Annotated in this window: 15 protein-coding genes; 3 read left to right on the top strand and 12 right to left on the bottom strand. The window is 73.5% G+C overall.

What is annotated here, in order from left to right:
- Positions 1-17 precede the first annotated feature (17 nt).
- The 6 genes from ABD269_RS09295 to ABD269_RS09270 form a co-directional block, all read right to left on the bottom strand.
- Complete coding sequence (locus ABD269_RS09295) at positions 18-2,669, bottom strand: polynucleotide kinase-phosphatase (protein WP_344117305.1); 2,652 nt, start codon at positions 2,667-2,669, stop codon at positions 18-20.
- The gene (locus tag ABD269_RS09290; protein ID WP_344117304.1) at positions 2,666-4,123 is read right to left on the bottom strand and encodes a 3' terminal RNA ribose 2'-O-methyltransferase Hen1; all 1,458 of its coding nucleotides are present in this window, start codon (positions 4,121-4,123) and stop codon (positions 2,666-2,668) included. Before ABD269_RS09290 ends, ABD269_RS09295 begins: the two co-directional genes overlap by 4 nt.
- Positions 4,124-4,157: 34 nt before the next feature.
- Positions 4,158-4,862: an NUDIX hydrolase gene (locus tag ABD269_RS09285; RefSeq protein WP_344117303.1), complete on the bottom strand. Its 705-nt coding sequence runs from the start codon at positions 4,860-4,862 to the stop codon at positions 4,158-4,160.
- Between the two features lie 5 nt (positions 4,863-4,867).
- Positions 4,868-6,382, bottom strand: coding sequence for a hypothetical protein (locus ABD269_RS09280; RefSeq protein WP_344117302.1), 1,515 nt, complete (start codon positions 6,380-6,382; stop codon positions 4,868-4,870).
- 144 nt (positions 6,383-6,526) lie between these two features.
- Positions 6,527-7,483, bottom strand: a complete 957-nt coding sequence (gene mmuM / locus ABD269_RS09275) for a homocysteine S-methyltransferase (RefSeq protein ID WP_344117301.1) — start codon at positions 7,481-7,483, stop codon at positions 6,527-6,529.
- A 35-nt stretch (positions 7,484-7,518) separates the two neighbouring features.
- A complete protein-coding gene (locus tag ABD269_RS09270; RefSeq protein ID WP_301891714.1) occupies positions 7,519-8,442 on the bottom strand; it encodes an LLM class F420-dependent oxidoreductase in 924 nt (307 codons plus the stop codon).
- A 236-nt stretch (positions 8,443-8,678) separates the two neighbouring features.
- On the opposite strand from ABD269_RS09270, the gene ABD269_RS09265 reads away from it, so the two are divergent.
- On the top strand, positions 8,679-8,882 hold the full coding sequence (locus ABD269_RS09265; protein ID WP_301891716.1) for a hypothetical protein: 204 nt from the start codon (positions 8,679-8,681) through the stop codon (positions 8,880-8,882).
- Positions 8,883-8,893: 11 nt separating this feature from the next.
- Here ABD269_RS09265 and ABD269_RS09260 read toward each other — a convergent pair whose 3' ends face one another.
- The 6 genes from ABD269_RS09260 to ABD269_RS09235 form a co-directional block, all read right to left on the bottom strand.
- Positions 8,894-9,352, bottom strand: a complete 459-nt coding sequence (locus tag ABD269_RS09260; RefSeq protein ID WP_344117300.1) for a DUF6099 family protein — start codon at positions 9,350-9,352, stop codon at positions 8,894-8,896.
- 142 nt (positions 9,353-9,494) lie between these two features.
- Complete coding sequence (locus ABD269_RS09255) at positions 9,495-9,824, bottom strand: nucleotide pyrophosphohydrolase (RefSeq protein WP_344117327.1); 330 nt, start codon at positions 9,822-9,824, stop codon at positions 9,495-9,497.
- 113 nt (positions 9,825-9,937) lie between these two features.
- Positions 9,938-11,119, bottom strand: a complete 1,182-nt coding sequence (locus tag ABD269_RS09250) for an AAA family ATPase (RefSeq protein ID WP_344117299.1) — start codon at positions 11,117-11,119, stop codon at positions 9,938-9,940.
- A 24-nt stretch (positions 11,120-11,143) separates the two neighbouring features.
- Positions 11,144-11,551, bottom strand: coding sequence for a cell division protein SepF (locus tag ABD269_RS09245; protein WP_116214386.1), 408 nt, complete (start codon positions 11,549-11,551; stop codon positions 11,144-11,146).
- 266 nt (positions 11,552-11,817) lie between these two features.
- A complete protein-coding gene (locus tag ABD269_RS09240; RefSeq protein ID WP_301891722.1) occupies positions 11,818-12,345 on the bottom strand; it encodes an RNA polymerase sigma factor in 528 nt (175 codons plus the stop codon).
- A gap of 62 nt (positions 12,346-12,407) precedes the next feature.
- Positions 12,408-13,688, bottom strand: a complete 1,281-nt coding sequence (locus tag ABD269_RS09235; RefSeq protein WP_344117298.1) for a phthiocerol/phthiodiolone dimycocerosyl transferase family protein — start codon at positions 13,686-13,688, stop codon at positions 12,408-12,410.
- 690 nt (positions 13,689-14,378) lie between these two features.
- Between ABD269_RS09235 and ABD269_RS09230 the strand changes: the two genes are divergently transcribed.
- Both ABD269_RS09230 and ABD269_RS09225 read left to right on the top strand, forming a co-directional pair.
- Positions 14,379-23,132 (top strand): amino acid adenylation domain-containing protein, encoded by an 8,754-nt coding sequence (locus ABD269_RS09230; RefSeq protein ID WP_344117297.1) that lies wholly within the window; start codon positions 14,379-14,381, stop codon positions 23,130-23,132.
- Positions 23,125-26,910, top strand: a complete 3,786-nt coding sequence (locus tag ABD269_RS09225; protein ID WP_344117296.1) for a type I polyketide synthase — start codon at positions 23,125-23,127, stop codon at positions 26,908-26,910. Before ABD269_RS09230 ends, ABD269_RS09225 begins: the two co-directional genes overlap by 8 nt.
- The last annotated feature ends 25 nt before the right edge of the window (positions 26,911-26,935 follow it).

The following is a 26,935-nucleotide window of genomic DNA, read 5'->3' as shown; positions in this document are numbered from 1 at the left end:
CTGCGGGCGGGCCGCCCCTACAGCCGCGGGTCCACCGGCTCCGACTCCAGGGCGAGGACGGCGAAGACCGCCTCGTGGACGCGCCACAGGGGCTCGCCGTCGGCCAGCCGGTCCAGTGCCTCCAGGCCGAGGGCGTACTCGCGCAGCGCCAGGGAGCGCTTGTGGCCGAGGTGGCGCACGCGCAGGCGGGCGAGGTTCTCCGGGCGGGTGTACTCGGGGCCGTAGACGACGCGCAGGTACTCCCGGCCGCGGCACTTCACGCCCGGCTGGACGAGGCGGCCGCCCGCGCCCTTCACGTACGCCTGGAGGGGCTTGACGACCATGCCCTCGCCACCGGCTGCGGTGAGGTCCAGCCACCACCGGACGCCCGCGGCGACCGACGCCTCGTCCTCGGTGTCGACGACCAGCCGGCGGGTGGGGGCGAGCAGGCGGTTCATGTGCCGCGCGCCGTCGTGGTGGCCGCTCGCGGACTCCTCCTCCGCGATCATCCGGTCGATCAGGGCCAGTTGTCCGTCGTGCGGGAGCGCGGCCAGGCTGCGGCCCTCGGCGGCGAGGAACTGGAACGGCGCCAGGCGGATGCCGTCCAGGCCATCGGTGTCCTCGATGCCCTCCGGACGCGCCGGGTCGCCGACCGGCCAGCAGTAGCGGCGGTACGCCTCGGTGAAGGCTTCCGCGTCACCGGCCCGCTCGCGCTGTCTGCCGAGCAGACCCGCGACGTCCACACCGCGCTCGGCGGCGGCCTCCAGGGCCGCGATCGCGTCCGGGAGGACGGACCGTGAGGCGGCGCCGACGGCGGCGTACTGGCTGCGCAGGAGACCGGCGGCCTTGAGGGACCAGGGCATCAGCTCGGCGTCCATGAGCAGCCAGTCGGTGCCGAGTTCCTCCCAGAGGCCGGCGCCCCGGACGCAGCCGGCCAGCCGGTCCAGGACGCGTCCGGTCGTCTCCGGGTCGTCGAAGAACGGCCGTCCGGTGCGGGTGTACAGCGCGCCGCGCACGCCGTCCGCGGCACCGAAGCGCTCGCGCGCCACGTCCGCGTCCCGGCAGACGAGGACCACCGCACGCGACCCCATGTGCTTCTCCTCGCACACCACTTGGCGCACGCCGTCGCCGCGGTAGGCGGCGAACGCCTCGGCGGGGTGCTCCAGGTAGCCCTCCTCCTTGGAGGTCGCGCAGGGGGCCATCGTGGGCGGGAGGTAGGCGAGCAGCCGGGGGTCGACGGCGAAGCGGCTCATCACCTCCAGCGCGGCGGCGGCGTTCTCCTCCTTCACCGCGATCCGGCCCATGTGCCGGGTCTCCACGACGCGGCGCCCGGTGACGTCGGCGAGGTCGAGCGGCCGGCCGTCGCCGCCGCCCGGCGCCTCGGCGACGAGCGGCCGCACCGGCTCGTACCAGACCTGTTCTGCCGGTACGTCCACGAGCTCGCGCTCGGGCCAGCGCAGGGCCGTCATCCTGCCGCCGAACACGGCACCGGTGTCGAGGCAGATGGTGTTGTTCAGCCAGGTCGCCGACGGGGTCGGGGTGTGGCCGTAGACCACGGCGGCGCGGCCGCGGTAGTCCTCGGCCCACGGGTAGCGCACGGGGAGGCCGAACTCGTCGGTCTCCCCCGTCGTGTCGCCGTACAGGGCGTGCGAGCGGACCCGGCCGGAGGTGCGGCCGTGGTACTTCTCCGGCAGCCCGGCATGGCAGACGACGAGGGTGCCACCGTCGAGGACGTAGTGGCTGACGAGGGAGTCGATGAACTCCCCGACCCGAGCGCGGAACGCCTCGTCCTCCCTCCCCAGCTGCTCGACCGTCTCGGCGAGACCGTGGGCGACCTTGACCTTGTGGCCCTTGAGGTGGCGGCCCAGCTTGTGCTCGTGGTTGCCGGGGACGCACAGCGCGTGCCCGGCCGCGACCATGCCCATGACCAGGCGCAGCACGCCGGGGCTGTCCGGTCCGCGGTCGACGAGGTCGCCGACGAAGACGGCCGTACGGCCCTCGGGGTGCGCGGCGTCCACCGGGCGGCCGGAGGCGTCGCGGGTCAGGGTGTAGCCGAGCCGCGTCAGCAGGGTCTCCAGCTCGGAGCGGCAGCCGTGGATGTCACCGACGATGTCGAAGGGGCCGGTGAGGTGGCGCAGGTCGTTGAAGCGGCGCTCCCGGACGACTTCGGCGGACTCCGCCTCGGCGACGCTCCGCAGGACGTGCACCGTGCGGAACCCCTCGCGCTCCAGGTGCTTCAGCGAGCGGCGCAGTTCGCGCCGGTGGCGCTGGACGACGTGGCGTGGGAGGGCGGCGCGGTCGGGGCGGGCGGCGTTGCGGGCCGCGCACACGTCCTCGGGCAGGTCGAGGACGATCGCGACGGGCAGCACGTCGTGCTCGCGCGCCAGCCGTACGAACTGCTTGCGGCTCTCCGGCTGGACGTTGGTGGCGTCGACGACGGTGAGCCGCCCGGCGGCGAGCCGCTTGCCCGCGATGTACTGCAGGACGTCGAAGGCGTCGCCGCTGGCGCCCTGGTCGTTCTCGTCGTCGGCGACGAGCCCGCGACAGAAGTCCGAGGAGAGCACCTCGGTGGGCGCGAAGTGCCGCGCGGCGAAAGTGGACTTGCCCGATCCGGTGGCGCCGACGAGCACCACGAGGCTGAGGTCGGGCACAGCGAGGGTACGGACTCCGTCCGCTGTGGTGCCGGTCATGCGGCCTTCGCCTCCTTCACGGTCTCGTTCCTGCGGAAGACGGCCAGTTGCGTGGGCGGCCCCACTTCGGGGTCGTCGGGTCCCACCGGGGCGAACTCCACCCCGTATCCGTACCGTCCGGCGACCTCCGCGGCCCAGGCGCGGAACTCCTCGCGGGTCCACTCGAAGCGGTGGTCGGCGTGGCGGACGTGTCCGGCGGGCAGGGATTCCCAGCGCACGTTGTACTCCACGTTCGGGGTGGTCACCACGACGGTGGCGGGGCGGGCCGCGCCGAACACCGCGTACGCCAGGGCGGGCAGCTTCGGCGGGTCGAGGTGCTCGACGACCTCGCTGAGCACGGCCGCGTCGTAGCCGGTCAGCCGGCGGTCGGTGTACGCGAGGGAGCCCTGCAGCAGCGTCACCCGGGCCGCCTGGCGCTCGCCCATGTGCTCCAGGCGCAGCCGCCGCGCGGCCTCCTTGAGCGCGCGCATCGACACGTCCACGCCGACGACCTCGGTGAACCGCACGTCCTTCAGCAGCTCCCCGACCAGCTGTCCCTGGCCGCAGCCGAGGTCGAGGACCCGGGCGGCGCCGGCGTCGCGCAGCGCGCCGAGGATCGCCGCACGCCTCTGCACGGCGAGCGGCACCGGCTTCTCCTCGGTGTCCGCCTCCTCGTCCACCGCGTTGTCGAGCTCCTCGGCCTCGCTGTCGTCGGCCTCGGCGAGGCGGGCGAGCGCGAGCCGGTCGAGGGCGTCACGCGTCAGGGGGCGGCTGCGGGCGAGATAGCGGCTGGTGATCAGCCGCTGCTCCGGGTGGTCCGCCAGCCAGCCGGCACCTGACCGCAGCAGCTTCTCCACCTCGTCGGGCGCCACCCAGTAGTGCTTGGAGTCGTCGAGCACGGGGAGGAGGACGTACAGGTGCCGCAGGGCGTCGGCGAGCGTCTGCTCGCCCTCCAGGACCAGCCGTACGTACCGCGAGTCGCCCCACTCCGGGAACCGCTCGTCCAGCGCCACCGGCTGCGCCGTGACCGTCCAGCCCAGCGGCGCGAAGAGGCGCTCCACCAGGGCCGGGCCGCCCCGCGCGGGCAGGGCGGGCACCTCGATACGCAGGGGCCGCGGCCGTCCGGGCAGTTCGGGACGGGCCTCGCACCGGCCCTTGAGCGCGGTGGAGAAGACGGCGGCGAGCGCGACGGCCAGCAGCGAGGACGCCGCGTACGGGCGGTCGTTGACGTACTGCGCGAGCGCCGAATCGGGCGCCCCGCCACGCCCCTTGGCCCGGCGCACCAGCGCCACGGGATCGACCTCCAGCAACAGCGCGGCCGTGCAGCGCTCGGCGGTCGCCTCGGGGTAGAGGACGTGCGCGACGCCGTGCGAGGTCGAGAACCGCTGCGCCTTGTCGGGGTGCTTGTGCAGCAGGAACCCCAGGTCGGTGGCGGGGTCGTCCACGGTGCCGGTGGTGCTTATCGTCAGGAACACGCGGTCGAGTATCGCCCCATTCGTACGGTGTCCCCTAATTGTTTTCCCACTGGGCAGGTCGGACGGCGGGGTCGCCCAGCAGGCCGCGCAGCCACGCGCGGGTCAGTGCCGCGATCGTGAACGCGCAGGTGATGGCCCCGTCGGCGATCATCTGCGCCACCTCCGGCCACGGCAGCGTGACCGTCCGCCGGATCCCCTCGGCGGCGTCGAGCGCCCCGATCCGCTCGATGCGGGCCGCGTACAACTCGACGTGGTCACCGAGCAGTCCGCTGTCCGGATGCACCCGCCCCAGCGGGATCAGCTCCGTGGGCCGCGTGCCGAGCTCCTCGGCGAGCTCGCGCGCGGCGGTCTGCGCACCACAGGCCCCGGCCAGGCCCATGCCGCGCGGCACCTCCCAGTGCCAGGCGCGGGTGGCGTGCCGGTAGTGCTCCACGAGGACGACGCCGTCGGCGCCCACCAGGGGGAGGATCACTGCCCCGGGCCCGGTGGCGGTGGACAGCATCCGTACGTACAGCCCGAGCGCGCCGCCGGGGAAGCGGACCGCGTCGCGCACGAGCGTGACGAAGCGGTCGGCGTAGACGACGCCGACCCGCTCGTCCTCGCCGCAGCCGGTGCTGCGCCGCGCCTCCTCGACGGCGTCCGGGTCGAGGAGGATGTCGATCCCGCCCGGGTCGTTGCCGAACAGCTCGGGGCGGGCGGCGCGCAGACGGTCGTACGCGGACGCGGCTTCTTCTCGCACTGCGATCAGTACTCCGGGATGTCGTCCTGGACGGTGGCGGAGCTGGTGGCCGCCCGGGAACCGCTCTGCTCCCGGTATCCGGGGAGCCGGCGCACCATGCTGTGGAACTGTTCCCACTCCCGCGCGCTGTCGAACCGGACCGCCGCGATCTCCCGGGCGAACTTCTGCTCGCGCCGCCCCTCCCGCCTGTTGCGCAGCACCAGTTGCACGGAGCCGCCGGCCTTGGCCGACACCGCCCCGACGTCCCCGACGACGCCCCAGGTGTCGTCCCCGGTGATCGCGCTGAACACGGCGCCGCCGACGATGACGACCACTTCGATGACGGGGGCCCATTTGCCGGCCTTCGCCCGGCTCGCGCGGCGGCCCGCGGCGACGCGGACGATCTCGGAGTTGAGGCGGACGTACCGGTCGAAGACGCGCCCCACCCGGTCGTGGAAGGCGGCCGGGTCGGCGGTCAGCGCGTCGAAGGCCCGCATGTACTCGTGCCAGGGCTCGCTCTGGCGCAGGGTCCAGATGTCCTCCAGGGTCAGGGTGTCGACCGCGGACGGCGTCAGCCGGTCCTGGACGGTGGAGAACGCCTGCCGGCGCAGGAACAGCAGCAGTTGTTCGGGGTCGGTGACCACGCCGCTGGGGGCCGTCCGTACGTCCCGCCACTCCTGGAGCGCGATTCTCCGGAGGCCGCCGGACGGTGTCAGCGGGTACATGCCGAGCGCGTCGGCGAGGTTGACGTTGTAGATGAGGTCGAGCAGTTGCTTGACCTCCCCGGCGAACGGCTTGTTCCTGTCGTAGCGCACGTCGGAGGCGGGCAGACCGGGCACGGACACGAACTCGTCGTAGAGCACCCTGCGGGAGACGAGCTCGCCGCGGGTGCGCCGGTCGCTGCTGAACCCGACGAGCTCGTGGAGCCGCGCGCCGAACTGCGCGGTCCGCTCCGGCGGGACGCCGACCTGGGCGGCGAGCAGGGGGATGTCCGTCGCGGTCAGGCGCTGCACCTGGCCGGCGAAGGGGTTGAAGAGTCCGTTCCTGGTGGCGTCGCGGTTCTCCTGGTCCTCCCAGGACATCCGGACGCAGGTGATGCGCGAGCTCGCCGGCATCCCCTCCACGGTCTCCTGCCAGGCGGTGAACGCCTGCTCGTCGACGGTCATGTTCGGCGGGCGCTCGGCCGGTTGATGCTCATTGACGAGATAGGGCACCAGCGAGCCGTCCCCCAGCAGCTTCTGGTGGGCGCGCCGGGCGGCACCGCCCTCCACGAGGTCGCAGCTCACGGCCCGGTTGTTGTAGAAGAACACCCGGTTGACCACCACCTGCCGGGTGTTGAGGAGGCTGCGGAAGTATTCGGCGCGCGCCTCCTTGCCCCGGATCTTCTCGACGTCCCGGAGCGAGGTTCCCTTCTCGATCATTTCCTTGGTCAATTGCGCGTTGACCCACTCGTTGTCCAAGGACTGCGCGACCACCGCTCCCGGTGACAGCTCCGTCGGCCGCTTCCTGGCTATCGCGTCCTCGGTGTCCTGAGTAGTCATGTTCACCACCCGATCGTCCGGACTCCTGGGCCGAAGGGGACCCAGACCCCCCGTTCCGCACACGGTTTCCCACGCCTTCCACGCTATCGGTGAACCCGTGGCCCCGGGCTGTGGTTGACGTAACTGGTAGACGCATCAGGCGAGTTACGGCGTGCGGCCCGGCGGGGCCGGTTCCGGCGGTGAAGGCTCCAGGACGCGGGCCAGCCTCGCGATCTCCGCGGGGCCCACGCGGCAGCAGCCGCCGATGAGACGGGCGCCCGCCGCCCGCCATGCGGCGACGCGGTCGGGGTCGAAGGTGGGGCGGCCCCGCCAGGCCCGCGCCTGCGCGTCCCACAACTCACCGCTGTTCGGGTAGACCACGACAGGCTTCCGGGCGACCTCCGCGGCGAGCTGGACGGCCGGGTAAGCGTCGTCGGGCTCACAGCAGTTGACGCCGACCGCGACGACCTGGTCATTGCCGTCGGCGAGCGCGAACGCCTCGCGCAGGGGCTGCCCCGCCCGCGTACGCCCTCCGGCCACGCTGTACGAGAGCCACACGGGCACCCCGCACCCCTCGACCGCCCGCAGCAGCGCTTCGGCCTCGTCCACGTCCGGCACGGTCTCCAGGGCGAGGACATCCGGCCCGGCCCCGGCCAACGCCTCGATCCGCGGCCGGTGGAAACGCTCCAGCTCCGCCACGCTCAGCCCGTACCGGCCGCGGTACTCACTGCCGTCGGCGAGCATCGCGCCGTAGGGCCCGACGGAGGCGGCGACCCATGGGGGGCCTCCCCCCTCCCCTCCCTCCCCCGCCCCCGCCCTTCTCGCCAGTGTCACGCTGCCGCGCAGCAGTTCCGCCGCCTTCGCCCGGCCGATGCCACGGGCGGCGAATCCCTCGAACGTCGCTTGGTAGCCGGCCGTGATGAGCACCCGAGCGCCTGCCCGCACATAGGCCGCGTGTGCCCGCTCGATCTGTTCCGGCCCGTCGGCGAGCAGCCGGGCCGACCACAGGGCGTCGGACAGGTCGCAGCCCTGGGCCGCCAGTTGGTTGGACAGACCTCCGTCCAGGACGAGCGCTCCCCTCGCGAGCGCGTCGGCGAATGGGACGGCGGGGGCAGGTGTCACGGGTGCTCCTCGTCTCCGGGGACGGGTCGGGGACGTCAGCTCAGCTGGGACTGGACCTGCGAGGAGATCAGTTCCAGGTGGTCGAGGTCGTCGAGGTCCAGGATCTGGAAGTAGATCCGGGACGAGCCGATCGCCGCATACCGGCCGATCTTGTCGACGACCTCGGCCGGCGAGCCCGCCAGCCCATTGGCCTTCAGCTCGGCCACGTCACGGCCGATGACCGCCGCCCGTCGCGCCACCTCGGCGTCGTCCTTGCCCACACAGGCGACCAGGGCGTTGGAGTACACCAGGTCGCCGCCCTTGCGGCCGGCTTCCTCGGCGGCCGCGCGGACCCGGCCGAACTGCCGCTCGCTGTCCTCGATGGAGGCGAAGGGGATGTTGAACTCGTCCGCGAACTTCGCGGCGAGCCTGGGTGTCCGTTTGGCGCCGTGGCCGCCGATGAGCACCGGCAGCTTGTCCTGGGCGGGCTTGGGCAGGGCCGGGGAGTCGGTGAGCTGATAGTGCGTGCCGTGGAAGCTGAAGGTCTTGCCGACCTCGGTCCCCCACAGTCCCGTGACGATCTCCAGCTGTTCTTCCAGGCGCCCGAATTTCTCCTTGGGGAAGGGGATGCCATAGGCCCGGTGCTCCTCCTCGAACCAGCCCGCCCCCAGCCCCAGCTCGATCCGTCCGCCCGACATCTGGTCGACCTGCGCCACCTGGATGGCGAGGACGCCGGGCAGCCGGAACGTGCCGGCGGTCATCAGGGTGCCGAGGCGGATGCGGCGGGTCTCCCGGGCGAGCCCGGCCAGGGTGATCCAGGCGTCGGTCGGGCCCGGCAGACCGTCGGCGGAGCCCATGGCCAGATAGTGGTCGGACCGGAAGAAGGCGTCGAAGCCGAGGTCCTCGGTGGCCTTGGCGACGGTGAGCAAGGTGTCATAGCCGGCCCCTTGCTGGGGCTCGGTGAAGATACGCAGATCCATGCCCCCATCCTGCACTGCCGCACGTGCGTCAACCGTCCGTACCCTCCTTCGCACCACCCACCCCGGTCGGGTGAAATTCGGTCGTCGGCGCCGGGTGGGAAGTGTCCGCCGGGCCCGGTGGTCGTTGGCTCGGGCGGAGCCGGACCGCCCGGCCCGCGCACCGGTGTCCGCTGCCGGAGGCGACGACCGCAACGCCGCCCGCCCGCACCGGGAGGGCCAGGGCCGAGGAGGCCGCGATGACCCAGGAAGCCGTGCCCGACGGATCGGTGCCCGCACAGTCCGCTCCCCCGCAGCAGGGTGCGCCCAAGGGGCTGCTTCAGCAGATGGAGGAGCTGATGGCCGCGCTGAACGCCGATCTGTCGCAGCTCGACGCCGATTTGCAGCCGCCCGCGCAGTCGCCCGGCGAGCGGCCCTCGTCCGGCGGAGGCGGTGCGGGCTGACCGTCGGCGCTTCACGCGGCGCCTCCTTCCCGCTCGCGGAGCGCGAGCCGTCTCTGTAACCAGCGCACCCGGTCGCTCGTCTCGTCGGCGGCGTCGATCGCTTCGATGCACTGCCAGTAGAGGGCGTCCTCGTCGGAGGAGCAGGCGACGCCCACCAGGGCTATGCCGACCTCTCCGAGGAGGACGCAGAGCCCGGTCAAGGTGCTCCAGTGGTCGCGCACTTCGGTCAGCTGCGCGGCCCTGGCCGGGCCGGTGCGCAGGGTCTGCCGCAGCGCGCCGGAGGCGTGGGTGCCCGCTTCGCTGAGGCCGTCCGCCGCGGCCCGGGCCTCGAAGGGCCCGTGGACCGCGAGGTGGCTGCCGATCGCGCCCGCCAGCGCCTGGCTCTGCCAGGCCTCGGTGACGATGTCCTGAACGGCCCTGGCCTGCGCCAGGGCCGTTCGCGTGGCCCCGATGAGCCGCATTGCGTCCATGTCCGGTCCCCCACTTTTCCGACTGCCGCTTTGCCGTCTGTGCGTCCGTCACTTCGTCACTACCCAGAGTGATGACTAACCGCCGGAAAAGCCAGGGGAATTCAGAAATCTGTGGATACCAGATGCGGTGTGGATAACTCAATCACTCCGGAGAGTGACGGATGGGCGAATCCGGAGTGGATTCTTCCGGTACTGGGAAGCGGTGTTCGTTGCGCTCGATCTTCGCCGCGAGCGCCGCGGCGGCGTCGATCCCCAGGACCTGGCAGAACTGGAGGAGGTACGCCAGGACGTCCGCGACCTCGTCCTCCACCCGCCCCGCCGTGCCGGGGCTGTCCATCACCCGCGCCGACTCCTCCGGCGTCAGCCACTGGAAGATCTCGACCAGTTCGGACGCCTCGACGCTCAGCGCCACGGCGAGGTTCTTGGGTGTGTGGAAGGGCTGCCACCGGCGGGCCGCGGCGAAGTCCGCCAGCCGCCGCTGGAGTGCGTCGAGCTCGCCGCCCGGCCGCGCCGCGCGCGAGGAGTCCTCGCACCGCTCTCGCGACGGCCCGCCGGTCCGCCCTGGTTCCTGATGATGTTCTCCGCTCACACGCCCAGGTCTACCATCGACGCCGCCACCGTCTCCTCCTCGGCCCCCCGCGGCTCCTGGTCCACGTCGCCCCGCACGGTGCCCACCAGGCGGACATGCCCGCGCTCGCACATCCGCGCCGCCAGGCCCAGCAGGGCGCGGGCCTGGCGGGGGTCGAGGCAGCGGTCGAAGCCGTCGGCCAGCACGGTGAGGGCCTGCCGGGCGGGCAGCACCTCGGCGACCGGGTCCATGTCCAGCACCCCGGGGCCGGTCAGCAGCACCAGGCTCAGGGCCAGATAGCGCAGTTCGCCGTCGCCCAGCCGCTCCAGCGGTGTGGCCGCGCCCGTGTCCCGGGCCAGCACGCCCCGTACAAAACCACCGGTCAGGCCCTCGACGGACAGGCCCTCCACCGGGCCCCTGCAGCCCTCGCCCACGGCGGCGACCAGGGCCGCGTGGCGGGTGACGCATTCGTTGCGGGTGCGGCCGAGCACGGCGGCCACGTTGTCGCAGGCGCCCCGCAGGAGGCCGTCGCGCGCGGCGACCGGGGTGCGCATCAGCTCGGGCCGGGGGTCGCAGGCGAAGACGGAGCGCAGCGCGACCACGACCTGTTCGGCGGCGTCGAGGACCAGGCGCTGGCCGGCGGTCTTGCCCGCGACGCGGAGCGGCAGCAGGGCGGTGCCCAGTCTGTCGTCCGGCAGGGGTGCCCGGGTGACCGGCACGGTGCCTGCGGTGTGCCAGGCGGCCTCGACCGTGCGGAGCCCGGGGTCGCGCAGGGCGGTGGACAGCAGGGTCCGGCCGGAGCCGGTCAGCCGTTCGCCGACGACGCGGAGTTCGGGCTCGGCCTGCACGGCCACGTCGAGCCGGACGGTGCCCGCGGGCCCGTCGACGGTGCAGCCGATCCGGAATCCGCGCCGCCCCTGGGCGTCGGGTCTCGCCCGGTGGGGTACGCAGGCGGGGGCGCCGCCGGCGACGGGGGTCAGGGCCTCGTCGAGGCTGTCGCCGCCCGCGAGCCGGGCCAGCGCCTCGTAGGCCTGGAGAGCGCTGGACTTGCCGCTGCCGCTCGCGCCGCGGAAGAGGGTCAGCGGGCCGAGCGGGAAGACGGCGTTGCGGTGGGACTTGAAGGCGGAGAGCCGGAGTTCGGTCACCGCGGGGCGCTGGGAGTGGGGGGCGGCGGCCGGTCGGGCACGGTGTGTGTCCATGCCCGGACCGTATGCGGCGGCCGCTCAGCCAAACCGTTTCAGCTGATCACTCTTCCTACGATCGGGGTACCCCGAGGCCACCTCGGTGCCTTCGGGCGCGAGGAGGAAGACATTGGTGTCGACGCGGTGCATGCCGCTGCCCAGGCCGAAGACGACGCCGCTGGAGAAGTCGAGGATCCGCTTCGCGACGTCGGTGTCGGCGCTGGTGAGGTCGAGCAGCACCGGGATGCGGGCCATCAGGTGCTCCGCGACCTCGCGGGCGTCCGCGAAGATCTGGACGCGCAGGACGACGAGCTGACGACGGTTCGGCTCCGGCTCCTCCTCGGGCAGCGCCCGGTGGTTGGGCCAGGACGGCCAGGAATGGTGACCGCGCAAGGGGACGACCTCCGCAAGGCCCTCCCATTGCTCGTCGGTGGCCTCGGACCTGTTCACCGGATCACCCCTCCGGGGAACGTGCTGGCTATGTACATCCCGCAATCCTAGGGACAAGGACTCGGCGTTACTCCGAATGACACGCGTGGGGGCTTCGGTCATGCCGGCACGGGCCCGTGGGTCGCCGCGCCGGCGCACGTCGCGTCTCCGGAAGGGCGGCAGCCGGGAAGGGGTCGGATGTACATCCCTTCAGAATACCAGCAGGTCAGATGCGGTGACGGTGGATTCGTGACAGTCGCCGCCGGCCGGGCGTCCCCGACGGCCGGTCAGGCGGCGCGCTGGTGCCAGGCGTCCTGGAAGTTCCGCCGTGCGCGGTGCAGCCGCGACCGTACGGTGCCGACCGGCAGGGAGAGGGTCGCGGCCATCTCCTGTTCGTTCATGCCGTAGACGGCGCGGAGGGTGAGGATCTGGCGGTGCTGGTCGGGCAGCCGGTCCATGACGTCGGAGATGTGGACGGTGTCCAACGGGTCGGCGTCCTGGGCCAGGTCGGGCAGGCCGTCGGCCGAGCCCTGGCTGAGCCGCTTGGAGGTGCGTATCGCCTCCCGCACGGTCACGGCCCGGACCCAGCCGTAGAAGGCCGCGGGTTCGCGCAGGCCCCGGATGCCGCGGTAGATCGCGAGCATGGCCTCCTGCGCGGCGTCGGAGCTGTGCCCCTGGGCGATGGGCAGGCAGAGCCGTCCCACATAGGGGGCGATGTGCAGGAGGAGGTCGTTCATGGCCTGGCGGTCACCGGCCTGCGCGCGGCGCAGCAGGGGGGTGACGGGAGGGGCACACGGGTCGTTCAGTGTTCTCACTTCAGGCGCGCTCCTGGACTCAGCCTGATGATGGGGGTGCTGTGCGTGCGGGCGGCGTCGTGTCAGCCCGCGACGGCCGCTTCGCCGTGCGCGGCGAAGGCGAGCAGGGCGGTGTGCACGTCGTCGCGGATCTCGCGGATCTGGTCGTGGCCGAAGCACTCGGTGCTGTAGGGCAGTTCGATGGCGAGGCGGCCGTCGAAGGAGACGACGCATCCCATCACGGGCCCTCGTCCTGCCTGGGGGTAGTAGTTGTCGCGGACGGGGATGAGGCGTACGTCGGTGAGTTCCAGGCCGCGCGGGGCGGGTGGGGCGGGGACGCGGCCCATGTTGGTCACGATGACGCTGGTGGCGAGCAGGGCGGGGTTGCGGATCACCTGCGCGAGGATGCGTGTCTCGTGGATGAACTCGCTTCGTTCGATGGCTCCGTGCAGGTTGGCGGTGACCTGGCGGCCGAGTTCCAGCGGGTCGGTGTCGTCGGCCACGTCCACGACGTCCAGGCAGGAGGTGACGGCGGGCACCATGACCTCGCGTCGCAGGGGCGGGGTCACGCGGGAGCGGAGGTCGACGGGTGACATGCAGCCGAGCGCCTTGGTGCCGTCGCTTCCGATGCCGCGGCGGACGGCCTTGAGCAGGGCCGCGCTGACGAGTCCGTGCACGGAGACGCCGGTGGCCTTGGAGTGGCCGAGGAGGGCGGTGGTCTCCTCGGGCCGGAGCAGGACGCGCTGGACGGCGACCTTGTGCTCCCCTTCCGGGCGGCGCGTGCCCGCGGCCGCGTAGGGCAGGGCGGTGATGGGGAGGCGCCGGGTGCGCTCGGTCCGGCGGGCGAGGTAGCGCTCGGTCTCCTCGGGGTCGGCCGGGGGCAGCAGGTCGGTGGCGGGTGCCGGCCAGTCGTACGCCCCGGTCGCGGGGGCGGCGGCCTTGCCGTCGGCGAGTGCCGCGTAGGTGCGCCACAGTGCGTCGTAGAGGGCGATGGCGCTGTGGCCGTCGGTGATGGTGTGGTCGACGCTCAGGACGACGGTGTGCTCGCTCCCGCCGCGGAGCAGGGCGGCCCGTACGAGGGGGCCGCCGTCCGGCAGCGGGGTGTTGTGCTCGTCCATGAGGGCGGTGGGGCCGCCGGGCCGTACGACGAGGCGGGGCAGGTCGGCCTCGTCCAGCGGCCGGAGGGCGTACGCGTCGCCTTCCTGGCCGATCCGGGAGCGCAGGGAGGGGTGTTCGGCGACCTTGGCGGCGAAGGCGGCGGCGAGGAGCTTCTCGTCGAGGTCGCCGCGGACGGTGCACGAGAGCACGGCGCGGCTCCGCTGGGCGACGTAGAGCGTCTCCGCCGGGCACAACTTGCGGTGCATACCACTTGCCTTTCATGTTTCAGTCTTCAGTGGCCGGAAAACACCGGTCCGGCGAGGGAGATCCGGCCGGACGTTGGCCGAAAATCGATGCTGCGGTGGGGGCTTGTGCTCGGATCGCCTCGCCCGCTGAAGCGGAATCGCGGTTTCAGTGAAGCGGGATTTCCGCCGTCTTTCAAGAGGCTTCGTACGGGCCCCCGGCGTGGCTTACCTCTCATGACGGTCCGACAGGGTTTCGCTATTCTTTCCCGTATGGAGCCGCTAGGTTGAGGCATTTATCTGATGTCGCGTCAGCCGTACTCGACGCCTTCCATACGCGTTCCGAACACCGGAAGTTCGATCTTTATGCATGCGCCCGCGGCAGGCAGGAGGCCCTGCTTCGGGGTGAAATCAAAGCGAGTTGCCCCCTTGCCGGAAAGTCAAACGGAACTTGGAACGATCTTCCCTTGACTGCCCGAGTTCCCCTCATGCAGGGTTAATGACGGCGGAAGGGCCGCCTCGTCGTGGCGCTCTCAAGGACTGCCCAACGCGTCGCGTCCTGCCGTGTTTTTGCGATTCCTTGAGCATCCGCGTACATACCGTTTCCCGGTCGTGGAGCCGATCGCGAGCGCCCGCCCGACGTCGCCCCGCGCGGTGGTCCCGCGGGACCTTTCTCCGGCCGGAAATTCCATACACCTACTGAGGGTTGGTGCCATGTCTGTTCACGAGGACGCCGGTCGCCCGCTGTCGGGCGCCCAAGAGGGCATCTGGTTCGCCCAGCGGCTCGACCCCGCGAACGCGGCCTACAACACCGGTGAGTACGTGGAGATCCACGGACCGGTCGACGCGGAGCTCTTCGAGACCGCGCTGCGCCGCACGGTCGCCGAGGCGGAGATCTTCGGCCTGCGGATCGCCGGGACCGCCGACGGCCCCCGTGGCACCCTGGCGCCCGCCGGCGACTGGCCCCTGCACCTCATGGACGTCAGCGCCGAGCCCGACCCGCGCGCGGCGGCGGAGGCGTGGATCGCGGCGGACCTGGCGAGGGCCGTCGAGCTCACCGAGGGACCGCTGTTCACCCAGGCCCTCTTCAAGGCGGCGCCCGACCGCCGGCTGTGGTTCCTGCGGGCGCACCACATCCTCCTGGACGGATACGGCTTCAAGCTCGTCGCCCGGCGGCTGGCCGAGACCTACAGCGCGCTCGTGGCGGGGGAAGAGGTCTCCGCCACTCCGTTCGCGCCCGCGGGCGCGCTCCTCGACGACGACGTCTCGTACCGCGCCTCGGAGCGCTTCGCGCGCGACCGCGCCCACTGGACGGGGCGCTTCGCCGACGCCCCCGTGGCCGTCGGGCTCACCGAGGCCGCCGCGGCGCCGTCCGCGCCCTTCCTGCGCCGCACCACGCTCCTGCCGGCCGCCGAGGCCGACCGGCTCTCGCAGGCCGCGGCGCGGCTCGGCGGCGCGCGGGGCGACCTGCTCCTCGCCGCCACCGCCGCCTACCTCCACCGGGTCACCGGCAGCCCCGACGTGATCCTGGGGCTGACCACCTGGAGCCGGCTCGGCTCGACCGCCATGCGGATACCCGGCACGGTGTCGAACATCCTGCCGCTGCGCCTGTCCGTGCGGCCCGGCACCACCGTCTCCGAGCTCGTCCGCGCGGCGGCCGAGGAGCAGCGCGCCGTGCGCAGGCACCAGCAGTACCGCGGTGAGGACCTGCGCCGTGACCTGAAGCTGCTGGGCGGCGGGCGGCGGCTGTACGGGCCGGTCGTCAACCTCATCCCGTTCACCAACGAGCTCGCCTTCGGCACCCACCCGACCACCACGCACCATCTGACGGGCGGTCCGGTCGAGGACCTGCAGATCAATGTGCGGCCGGGTGCCGACGACACCGGCCTGTGGCTCTCCTTCGACGCCAACCCGGCGCTCTACACCGAGGCCGAACTGGCCGACCACCAGGAGCGGTTCCTGCTCCTGCTGGACCGGCTCGCCGACGCCGACCCGGAGCTGCCACTCGCGCGGACGAGCCTGCTGAAGGACGGCGAGCACCCGGCGTACGCCTCCCCCGGCGACGCGGCCGCGGCGCCCGGCGCGACCCTGCCCGCCCGCTTCGAGGCCCAGGCGGCCCGTACGCCGCAGGCGACGGCCGTCACCCATGAGGGCACCGCGCTGAGCTATGCGGAGCTGAACGCGCGCGCCAACCAGCTGGCCCGGTTCCTCGTCGAGCGGGGTGCCGGTCCGGGCCGGATCGTGGCCCTGGCGCTGCCCCGTTCCGTGGAGCTGACGGTCGGTCTGCTGGCCGTGCTGAAGTCCGGTGCCGCGTATCTGCCGCTGGATCCCGACTACCCGGCGGAGCGCATCCGCGCCGTGGCCGAGGACGCCGCTCCGGCGCTGCTGGTGACGGACGCGCGGGTGGCGGCGGGGCTGCCGGAGACCGGGGCCGCGGCCGTGGTCCTCGGTGACGAGGCCACCGACCGTGAGCTGGCGGCGCGTTCGGCCGCCGACCTCACGGACTCCGACCGGCCGGCGCCGCTCACTCCGGCGGACGCCGCGTACATCATCCACACCTCCGGTTCGACCGGGCGCCCCAAGGGTGTGGTGATCCCGCACTCCAACGTCATCCGGCTGTTCGAGACGTCCGCCGCGCACTTCGCGTTCGGTGCGGAGGACGTGTGGACGCTGTTCCACAGTTACGCCTTCGACTTCTCCGTCTGGGAGATCTGGGGCCCGCTGCTGCACGGCGGCCGGCTCGTCGTCGTGCCGCACACGACGTCCCGTTCGCCCGGGGAGTTCCTGGAGCTGCTGCGCCGCGAGGGTGTCACCGTCCTGAACCAGACGCCGTCCGCGTTCCAGCAGTTGATCCAGGCGGACGGTGCGGCAGGTGGCGGTCCGCTCGCGCTGCGCTATGTGATCTTCGGCGGTGAGGCGCTGGAGCCCGCGCACCTGCGCCCGTGGCTGGAGCGGCACGGCGACGAGTCGCCGCGGCTGATCAACATGTACGGCATCACCGAGACGACCGTGCACGTCACCTACCAGCGGGTGACGCGCGCGATCGTCGAGGACGGCCGGGCGCGGAGCGTCATCGGCACCGCGCTGCCCGACCTGCGGGTGTACGTCCTCGACCACTGCCTCCAGCCGGTGCCGCCGGGCTGGGTGGGCGAGATGTACGTCGCAGGCCCCGGTCTGGCGCGCGGCTATCTCGGCCGTCCCGCGCTGACGGCGGAGCGGTTCGTCGCGGACCCCTTCGGGCGGGCGGGCGAGCGGATGTACCGCACGGGCGACCTGGCCCGCCGGTCCGTGGACGGCACTTTGGAGTACGCGGGGCGCGCCGACCAGCAGGTGAAGATCCGTGGGTTCCGGATCGAGCCCGGGGAGATCGAGGCGGCGCTCGTCGCGCACCCCTCGGTCGCGCTGGCCGCGGTCGTCGCCCGGGAGACGGCCGGCGCGGCCGACCGGATGCTCGTGGGCTACGCCGTGCCCGCGCCGGGGCACACCCCGGACCCGACGGAACTGCGGGCCCATCTGGCCCGTCTGCTGCCCGAACACATGGTGCCCGGCGCGTGCGTCGTCCTGGACGCGCTGCCGCTGACCGCCAACGGCAAGCTGGACGCGAAGGCGCTGCCCGCGCCGGACTTCGCGGCGGCGGCCGGTGGCCGCGCACCGGCGACCGCGGCGCAGGCGCTGGTGTGCCGGCTGTACGAGGAGCTGCTGCACCTGCCCGAGGGCACGGTCGGCGCGGACGACAACTTCTTCGACCTGGGCGGCCAGTCGCTGCTGGCGACCCGGCTGCTGACGCGGCTGCGCGCGGCGACGGGTGCCGAGGTGCCGATGGCCGCGGTGTTCACCACGCCCACCCCGGCGGGGATCGCCGCGCACGTCCCCGAGGACGCCGCGGCGGGACCGGCCCGGCCGGGGCTGGCGCCCGCCGAGCGGCCCGCGGTGATCCCGCTGTCCTCGGCGCAGCAGAGCATGTGGTTCCTCAACCAGCTGGACACGTCGGCGGCGACGTACAACATCCCGCTGGTCGTGCGGCTGGATCAGGAGGTCGACCACGAGGCGCTGCGGGCGGCCCTGGCGGACGTCACCGACCGGCACGAGAGCCTGCGCACGCTGCTGCCGCAGACCGACGGGGCGCCGCGTCAGGAGGTGTGCGCGGCGGGCAGCGTGCGGCCGGTGCTCCAGGTCGTCGACTGTCCCGAGGAGGAGGTCGAGGCCCATGTGGCGGGTGCCCTGCGGCACGCGTTCGACCTGACGCGGGACCTTCCGCTGTGGGCGGGCCTGTACGGCACGGGGGCGTCCCGGACGCTGGTGCTCGTGCTGCATCACAGTGCGGCGGACGGCTGGTCGCTGCGGCCGCTGGCGGAGGATCTGTCCACCGCGTACGCGGCCCGCCTTGAGGGCACGGCGCCGCGGTGGGAGGCGCTGCCGGTCCAGTACGTCGACTACGCGCTGTGGCAGCGTGACCTGCTCGCGGCGGCGACGGATCCGCTCAGTCCGGTGGGACGTCAGGCGGCGTTCTGGAGGGAGGCCCTCGCGGGGCTGCCGGAGGAGCTGGCGCTGCCGGCCGACCGGGAGCGCCCGCAGGTGCCCGGCCGGCGCGGCGGCGGCCTGGCGGTCGAGGTGGACGCCGGGCTGCACCGGGATCTGCTGCGGCTCGCCGACGAAGGCGGCGCGAGCCTGTTCATGGTGCTCCAGAGCGCCCTGGCGGCGCTGCTGACGCGGTGCGGTGCCGGGACGGACATTCCCCTCGGCACGCCGGTGGCCGGGCGCGTGGACGAGGCGCTCAACGACGTGGTGGGGCTGCTCGCCAACACGCTGGTGCTGCGTACGGACACCTCCGGGGACCCGGAGTTCCGTGAGCTGCTGGCGCGGGTGCGGGCGTTCGACCTGGCCGCGTACGACCATCAGGACCTGCCGTTCGACCGGCTGGTGGACGAGCTGAACCCGGCCCGTACCCCGGCCCGGCACCCGCTGTTCCAGGTGATGCTGGCGCTTCAGAACAACACGGAGGCGGTGCTGCGGCTGGGTGGCAACCGGGCGCCGCTGGAGCCGCGTTCGACGGGGACGGCCAAGTTCGACCTGTTCCTCGACGTGGTGGAGCGGCGTGACGCCGAGGGCGCGCCGCAGGGTCTGGCGTGTCATGTCGAGTACAGCGAGGACCTGTTCGACCGGGACACCGCACAGCGGCTCGGCGGTGCGCTGCGCGCGCTGCTGACGGCCGTGGCCGCGGACCCGGGGCTGCGGATCGGTGCGCTGCCGTCCGTCGGGGCGCGGCCCGCGCCGGGCGCAGCGGTGGTGGCGGACGGGCCGTTCGACCCGGCGGCGCTGCTGACGGGCGGCGGGATACGGGACGCGGTGACGCTGCCGTCGGACGGCGGTCGTCCGGTGGTCCTCGCCGTGCCCACCCGGGCGGGGGCGGCCGAGCAGGCGGCGAAGGAGCTGCTGCGCACGGCCGCGGACCCGGCGCGGGCGCCGCGGGTGGCCGCCGTGTCGGACCTGCCCAGGAACGCGGACGGCACGCTGGACACCGCCGCCCTGGGCGAGTTGCCGGTGATCGACGCGGAGGCGGCCGGCGCGTGGGAGCGCGGCCTGGCCGCGCTGCCCGGTGTGCGCTCGGCGGCGGTGGAGCTGGAGGACGTGCCGCAGGAGAGCGGCCGGCTGTACGTCGGCAGCGGTTCGACGCGGCAGGCCGCCGCGTCGGACGCCCCTGCCGCGGGCGGTGCCGTGGAGGCCGTGCCCGCGCTCAGCGAGGGCCCGCCGCTGCCCGAACTCGCCGTGCACACCTGGGCGGAGGCGCTGCGGCGGGCCGCCGGGGGCGGGGAGCACGCCGAGGTGGTCCATGTGCGCGCCGACGGCACCGAGACCCGGCGCCCTTACGCCTCGCTGATCGAGGAGGCGTCCCGGGTGCTGGGCGGCCTGCGCGCGCTGGGGCTGCGGCCGGGCGACCAGGTGATCCTGCAGTGCGAGGACACCGAGGACTTCCTGGCCGCCCTGTGGGGCTGCGTTCTGGGCGGTTTCGTGACGGTGCCGCTGACCGTGCCGTCGTCGTACATGGCCGAGTCCGCGCCGCTGGCGAAGCTGGAGGGCGTGTGGCAGATGCTGCACCGCCCGTGGATCGTGACGTCCGCCTCGGGCGAGGCGGGGCTGCGCGACCTGGCGGAGCGGCGGGACTGGCCGGGGCTGCGGCTGACGACCGTGGACGCGCTGCGCGAGGGCCCCTCCGACGTCGACTGGCATCCGGCCCGGCCGGAGGACGTGATCCTCATGCTGCTGACGTCCGGCAGCACGGGCCTGCCGAAGGCGGTGCGGCTCACCCACCGCAATGTGCTGACGCGGGCGGCGGCCACGGCGGCGATGAACTCGCTGTCGGAGCGGGATGTTTCGTTCAACTGGATTCCGCTGGACCATGTCACCGGTGTGGTGATGTTCCACCTGCGGGACGTCTATCTGGGGTGCCGTCAGGTCCACGCGCCGACCTCCTGGATCCTGGAGGACCCGCTGCGCTGGATGGACGTCGCCGACCGGCACCGGGCCAGCGTCATCTGGGCGCCCAACTTCGCGTTCGGCCTCGTGACCGAGCAGGCGCACCGGATGGGCGACCGCCGGTGGGACCTCTCGCCGGTGCGGCTGGTGATGAACGCGGGCGAGGTGGTCGTCGCGGCGACCGCACGGGGCTTCCTGAAGACGCTCCGGCCGTTCGGGATGCCGCAGGACGTCATGCACCCGTGCTGGGGCATGTCGGAGACCTCGTCGGTGGTGACGGACACCGTGCTGCCCGCCGAGGCGCCCGAGGGCGAGGAGCTGTTCGTCAGCTGCGGGCTGCCCTACCCGGGGTTCTCGATGCGGATCGTGGACGACCGGGACCGGGTCGTGGCGGAGGGCACCGTGGGCCGCCTCCAGGTGCGCGGCACGACGGTGACCGGCGGCTACCACGACAACGACAAGGCGAACGCCGAGTCCTTCACCCCGGAGGGCTGGTTCGAGACCGGCGACCTGGCGTTCCTGCGCGCCGGGGAGATGTACATCACCGGCCGCGCCAAGGACGTCATCATCGTCAACGGCGTCAACCACTACAGCCATGAGATAGAGACCTGCGTCGAGGAACTGCCCTACGTCGTGCGGAGCTTCACGGCCGCCGTGGCGGTGCGCAGCGACGCGACGGCGAGCACGGACGAGCTCGCGCTGTTCTTCCACCTGGAGCCCGGCCAGGACGTGGCGGGGGCGCTGCGGGCGATCCGCGGCAAGGTGACCCGGGAGATCGGGGTCAGCCCGGCCCATCTGGTGCCGGTAGAGGCGGCGACGATCCCCAAGACGGAGATCGGCAAGATCCAGCGGACGCAGCTGCGGAAGCGGTTCGAGGCGGGCGAGTTCGACCGGCCGGCGCAGGCGTCGGAGATCCTGCTGGGCACCTCCGCGACCGTGCAGGACTGGTTCCTGCGCCCGGTGTGGCAGCGGGCGGAGCACCTGCACCGGCCGTCCGTGGCGACGGGGCACACGCTGGTGCTCGCCGGGCGGCACACCGCGGCCGCCGAGGTGGCGCAGGCGCTGGCCGCGGGGCTGCGTGCGGCGGGTTCGCTGTGCACGGTCGTCACCGGGGGCGGGGGGTTCGCCCGGGTGGACGCCGCGCGGTACCGAGTCCGCGTCGACGCGGCGGAGGACCACGGGCTGCTGCTCGACGCCCTGGCGGCGGACGGGCGGCCGGTGGACACGGTCGTCCACCTGGGTGCCTTCGGTGCCCCGCAGGGCGAGCCCGGCAGTGTCGAGGAGCTCCTCGACGCGCAGCGGGACGGCGCCGACAGCCTGCTGTGCCTGGCGCAGGCGCTGACGGCCCGGCACACCGGCGACCGGCAGGTGGCCCTGTACCTCGTCGGTGCGGGCGGCCACCGGGTGGTGGACGGCGACGGCGTCCCGTACGCGCACGCCGCGGCCGGTGGTCTGCTCAAGAGCCTGCGGGAGGAGCTGCCCTGGCTGCGGACGGCCAGGCTGGATCTGCCCGCCGGGGACGCGCGGGAGACGGCCGGGCTGCTGCTCGCCGAGATCTCGGTGCCGTCGGCCGATGCCGAGGTGGCCTACCGTGACGGCGACCGCTGGGTGCGCCGACTTGCTCCGCTGCCCGACCCGCTGCCGCGTGCCGCACGGCCGGCCGCGGAAGGGTTCCAACTGATCAGCGGTGGGCTCGGCGGAGTGGCCGTGCGCCTCGCGGAGCACCTGCTGAGGACGCCCGGCACCCGGCTGCTGCTCGTCGGGCGCACCGAGCTGCCCGACGAGCACACCTGGGACGCGCGGGTCGCCGAAGGCGGTCCTCTCGCCCGCCGCATCACGGCGTTCCGGGGCCTGCGGGAGCTGGGTGAGGTCCGCTACGAGGCGGCCGACATCACCGATCCGGGCCAGGTGCGCGCGGTGGTGGACAAGGCGTCCGGCGAGTGGTCGTTGCCGTTGGCCGGGGTGCTGCACCTCGCGGGCGACTTCGACCAGCGGGCCGTGACCGACTACGGCACCGGACAGTGGCGGGCCGCGCTGGCCGCGAAGATCACCGGCGGCTGGGTCCTGCACCGGCTGGCGCTGGAGCTCGGGGCGACGTCGTTCGATTCGTTCTCCTCGGTCAACGGGTTCTTCGGCGGGTCCATGAGCGGTGCCTACTCCGCGGCGAACGCCTTCCTCGACGCCCTGGCCGCGCATCAGCGGCACGCCGGTCTCGATGCGCACAGCCTGGCCTGGAGCATGTGGGACGAGCTGGGCATGAGCGAGGGCTACGGCCTCAAGGCCCTGACGGAGGCGCGGGGTTACCGCGTGCTGGACGCGGCCGCCGCCCTGCGCTCCTTCGACCTCGTGCGGACGCTCGACGAGCCGCACGTGCTGATCGGCGCCGACCGGGGCGCGCCCTGGGTGCGCAGCCATGTGGTGGCCCCGGCGCGTGGTGTGCACCGGCTCGCGGGCCGGGTGGCGCTGGAGGACGGTGCCGATCTCGGTGCCCTGTACCGGGCCGCGGAGGCCGCGGCGCGTGCGTGCGGCGCGGACGGCGCGTGGGTGCTGCGGGCGGCCGGTGCGTCGGCCGCGGCCTCCGGTGGCCCGGCGGACGCGGGCTCCGACGGGGTGCGCCGCCTGGAGGAGTCTCTGGCCGCGATCTGGTGCCGGGTCCTGGGCCGCGACCACGTGGGGGTGGAGGAGAACTTCTTCGACCTCGGCGGTCATTCGCTGCTGCTGGTCAAGGCCCAGACGACCGTCAACCAGGAGCTGGGCTGCGACCTGACCGTCGTGGACCTCTTCGGCCACCCCACCGTCAGGGCGCTCGCGAAGCACCTCGCCCGGGCGGGAGTCGGGGCGGCGGAGGCCGGGCCCTCCGAGGAGACCCCGGCGCAGGCCGCGCCCGCGACCGGTCTGGACCGGGCCCGGCAGCAGGCGGAGCGTCAGCGGGCCGCGCGGGCCCGCCGTACCACCAAGAACACCAAGAACAAGGGGCCCCGCAACGATGGATGAGACAGCAGAGACCGAGTACGGGGCCGATCCGGCCATCGCGGTCATCGGCATGGCGGGGCGCTTCCCCGGCGCCGACTCGGTCGAGGAGTTCTGGGCGAACCTGGCCGCCGGGCGGGAGTCGGTCCGGCCCATAGGTGAGGCGGAGTTCCTGGCGGCGGGCGGCGACCCTGCGGACCTGGACGACCCGGACCTGGTGCGGATGGCGTCCGTCATCGAGGGCATAGACCGCTTCGACTCCGCGTTCTTCGGCTACAGCCCCGCGGAGGCCGAACTCGTCGACCCCCAGCAGCGGCTGCTGCTGGAGAGCGCCTACCACGCGATGGAGGACGCGGGTTACGCGGGCGGCCACGGCGAGCAACAGGTCGGGGTGTACGCGGGTGCCGGCGACAGCCGGTACTACCCGGCGAACATCCATCCGCGGTTCGCGGGGCAGAGCGCCTCGGTGGCCCTGGTGCACGCGGCGACGAGCAACTCGCTGGGCGCGCTGGCCACCCGGATCTCCTACGAGCTGGGGCTGACGGGGCCGAGCCTGTCGTTGCAGACGGCGTGTTCCACGGCCCTGGTCGCCATCCACACGGCCTGCCAGGACCTCATCGACTACAAGTGCGACGTGGCGCTGGCGGGGGCCGTGTCGCTCAATCCGTCGGCGATGCTCGGCTACCGGCACGTGCCGGACGGGCCGTTCTCGCCGGACGGGCGCTGCCGGGCCTTCGCGGCGGACGCCGCGGGCACGTCGTCGGGTGACGGCGTGGGCGCGGTGGTGCTCAAGCGGCTGGAGGACGCGCTGGCCGACGGTGACCGGATCCGGGCCGTCATCAAGGGTTCGGCGATCAACAACGACGGCCGCCGGAAGGTGGGTTTCACCGCGCCGAGCCCCGAGGGGCAGGCCGAGGCGATCCTGGCCGCGCAGGCGGCGGCCGGGGTCGGCGCGGACTCCATCGGGTTCGTGGAGGCGCACGGCACGGCCACCCGGATCGGCGACCCGATCGAGGTGACCGCCCTGACCCGGGCGTTCCGGGAGAGCACGGACGAGCGGCAGTTCTGCGCGCTGGGATCGGTGAAGACGAACATCGGCCACCTCGGCGCGGCCGCCGGCATCGCCGGGTTCATCAAGTCCGTGCTGGCCCTTGAGCACAAGCAGATCCCGCCGAGCCTGCACTTCGACGCGCCGAACCCGCTGATCGACTTCGCGTCGGGCCCCTTCCGGGTGCCGACGGAGCTGGAGGACTGGGAGGCCGGCGCACAGCCGCGCCGGGCCGCCGTCAGCGCCTTCGGCGTCGGAGGCACCAACGCCCACGTCATCCTGGAGGAGGCGCCGCCCACCGACCGGGGGGCGCCCCGGGCGGACGAGGAGCCGCGGTGGCGGGTGCTGCCGCTGTCGGCCCGTACGCCGGCCGCACTCCAGGGGCAGGCGGGCAACCTCGGGCGGCACCTGGCGGCCCACCCGGACCTCGCGCTGTCCGAAGTCGCCCACTCGCTGCGGACGTTCCTGCCCGCGATGCCCCACCGGGCCGCGGTGGTCGCCCGGACCACCGAGGACGCGGTACGGGTCCTGGGCCACCCCGTGCCCGTACGGCCGGAGGTGCGGGACGGCAGCACCCCGGCGGTCGCGTTCCTGCTGCCGGGCGGCGGCACGCAGTACGTGGGGATGGGCGCGGAGCTCTACCGCGACCACCCGGTCTACCGGGACGCCGTCGACCGCTGTGCCGCGATCCTGCGGCCCGTCCTGGGCCGCGATCTGCGCACTGCGCTGTACGAGCACGCCGACCCCGGCAGCGTGGACGCGTTCCTGGCGCTGGTCGTCACCGAGTACGCCCTCGCCGTGACCCTCATGGAGCAGGGGGTGCGCCCGGACGCGCTGATCGGGCACTCGCTGGGCGAGTACACCGCGGCCACGCTCGCGGGGGTGATGTCCCTGGAGGAGATGCTGCCGCTGGTCGCCGAGCGGATCCGGCTGATCGCCTCGGCGGGCGGCGCCACCGTCGGGGTGGCGCTGGGCGAGGAGGAGCTGCGCGGCTATCTGACCGACGACCTGTCGCTGGCCGCCGTCAACGGTCCGGCGGCGTGCACGGTCGCCGGGCGGGAGGAGGCGGTGGCGGAGCTCGAACGGCGGCTGCTGGCCGACGAGGTGACGTTCCGCCGGCTGCGGATGCCGGCCGCCGCGCACTCCCATGTGCTCGACCCCGTGCTGGGCGCGTTCGAGGACGCGCTGGCCACGGTCACGCTCCGGCCGCCGCGGATCCCGTTCGTCACCAATGTGACGGGCACGTGGATCACCGACGAGCAGGCGACGAGCCGCAGGCACTGGATCGACCACACCCGGCGGACCGTGCGGTTCGCCGACGGGATCGCGTCGGTGTGGGAGCGCGGCAACCCGCTGCTCGTGGAGATCGGTCCGGGCGACGTGCTGGCCAAGCTGGCCGCGGCCCGGCTCGGGGACGAGCCGCCGGTGACGGTGGCGACGATGCGGCACGCCAAGGCGGAGCGCCCGGACGGGCAGGTGCTGGCGGAGGCGCTCGGCCTGCTGTGGACGGCCGGTGCCGAGGTGGATCTCACCGCGGCCGGTGACCCGGCGGAGGCGCGGCGTGTACCGCTGCCGGGCTATGCCTTCGACCGGCGGCGCCACTGGATCGACGCGCCCACGGCCCGGCCCCGTTCGGGCACGGAGGACGACGCGGCCCCGGCCCCCGGCGCGGCGCGGGCTTCCGGGCGTACGCCGCGGCCGCCGCACCTGGCGGCCGAGTACGTCGCCCCCCGCACCCCGCTGGAGCGGACCGTGGCCGGGCACTGGGAGGAGGCCCTGGGCATCGACGGAATCGGCGTCCACGACAACTTCTTCGACCTCGGCGGCGATTCCATGCGGGCCGTCATGCTGGCGGGCCGGATGCGCACCGCCTCCCGGCTGGACATCGCGGCAGCCGCCCTGCTGTCGTCCCCCACGATCGCAGGGGTCCTCGACGGGGCGGGGCGCGCGGGTGCCGGGAAGGACGCGTTCGCCCCGCTGCTGCCGCTGCGCGCCGACGGCGATCAGCGCCCGCTGTTCTGCGTGCACCCCGGCGGCGGCATCGGCTGGCGCTACTCCGGGCTGCTGACGCACCTGGGCGGGCGGCAGCCGGTGTACGGCATCCAGGCGCACGGCCTGGACGGTGCCGGTGCCCCGGCGGCCGACGCGAAGGAGATGGTCGACTCCTATGTCGGGCATCTGCGCGAGGTGCAGCCCGAGGGCCCGTACCGGCTGCTGGGCTGGTCCTACGGCGGCACCGTGGCCCATGCGATGGCCACCGCGCTCCGGCGGGAGGGCGAGCGGGTCGAGCTGCTGGCGATGATGGACGCCCCGCTGATGCACGTCGAGCCCCTCACCGAGGAGCAGGCGGAGCACCAGGTGGCCTCCCTTCTGCTGCGCGTCGCGGGGCTCCAGCCGCCGGAGGGCGGAACCCTGGACGTCTCCCGGGCGCTCGCCCTGCTCGGCGAGGCCGGCACGGCCGCCGTCTCCCTGGAGGAGGCCACCCTGCTCGCCGAGGTCATGCGCAACAACCTGCGGATCGCGCCCGGTTTCGAGCCCGAGGTCTTCGACGGCGACGTGCTGTTCTTCACCGCCGCCGGTGACCCGGCCGGGGTATCGGACGCCATGGCGAAGGCCGAGGAGTGGCGCGCGTACGTCAGCGGCACGGTCGAGGACCACCCGGTGGCGTGCGGCCACTACGAGATGACCGAACCGGAGCCGCTCGCGCGGATCGGAGCAGTCCTCGCGGACGCGCTCCGGCCGTCCGCGGGCTGACGCCCCGCAACGCACCACAGCACCG

It is taken from the genome of Streptomyces blastmyceticus (assembly GCF_039521185.1).
Classification (GTDB): domain Bacteria; phylum Actinomycetota; class Actinomycetes; order Streptomycetales; family Streptomycetaceae; genus Streptomyces; species Streptomyces blastmyceticus.
The sequence above is the reverse complement of the archived record's forward strand: the minus strand, read 5'-3'. Positions and strand labels throughout refer to the sequence as shown.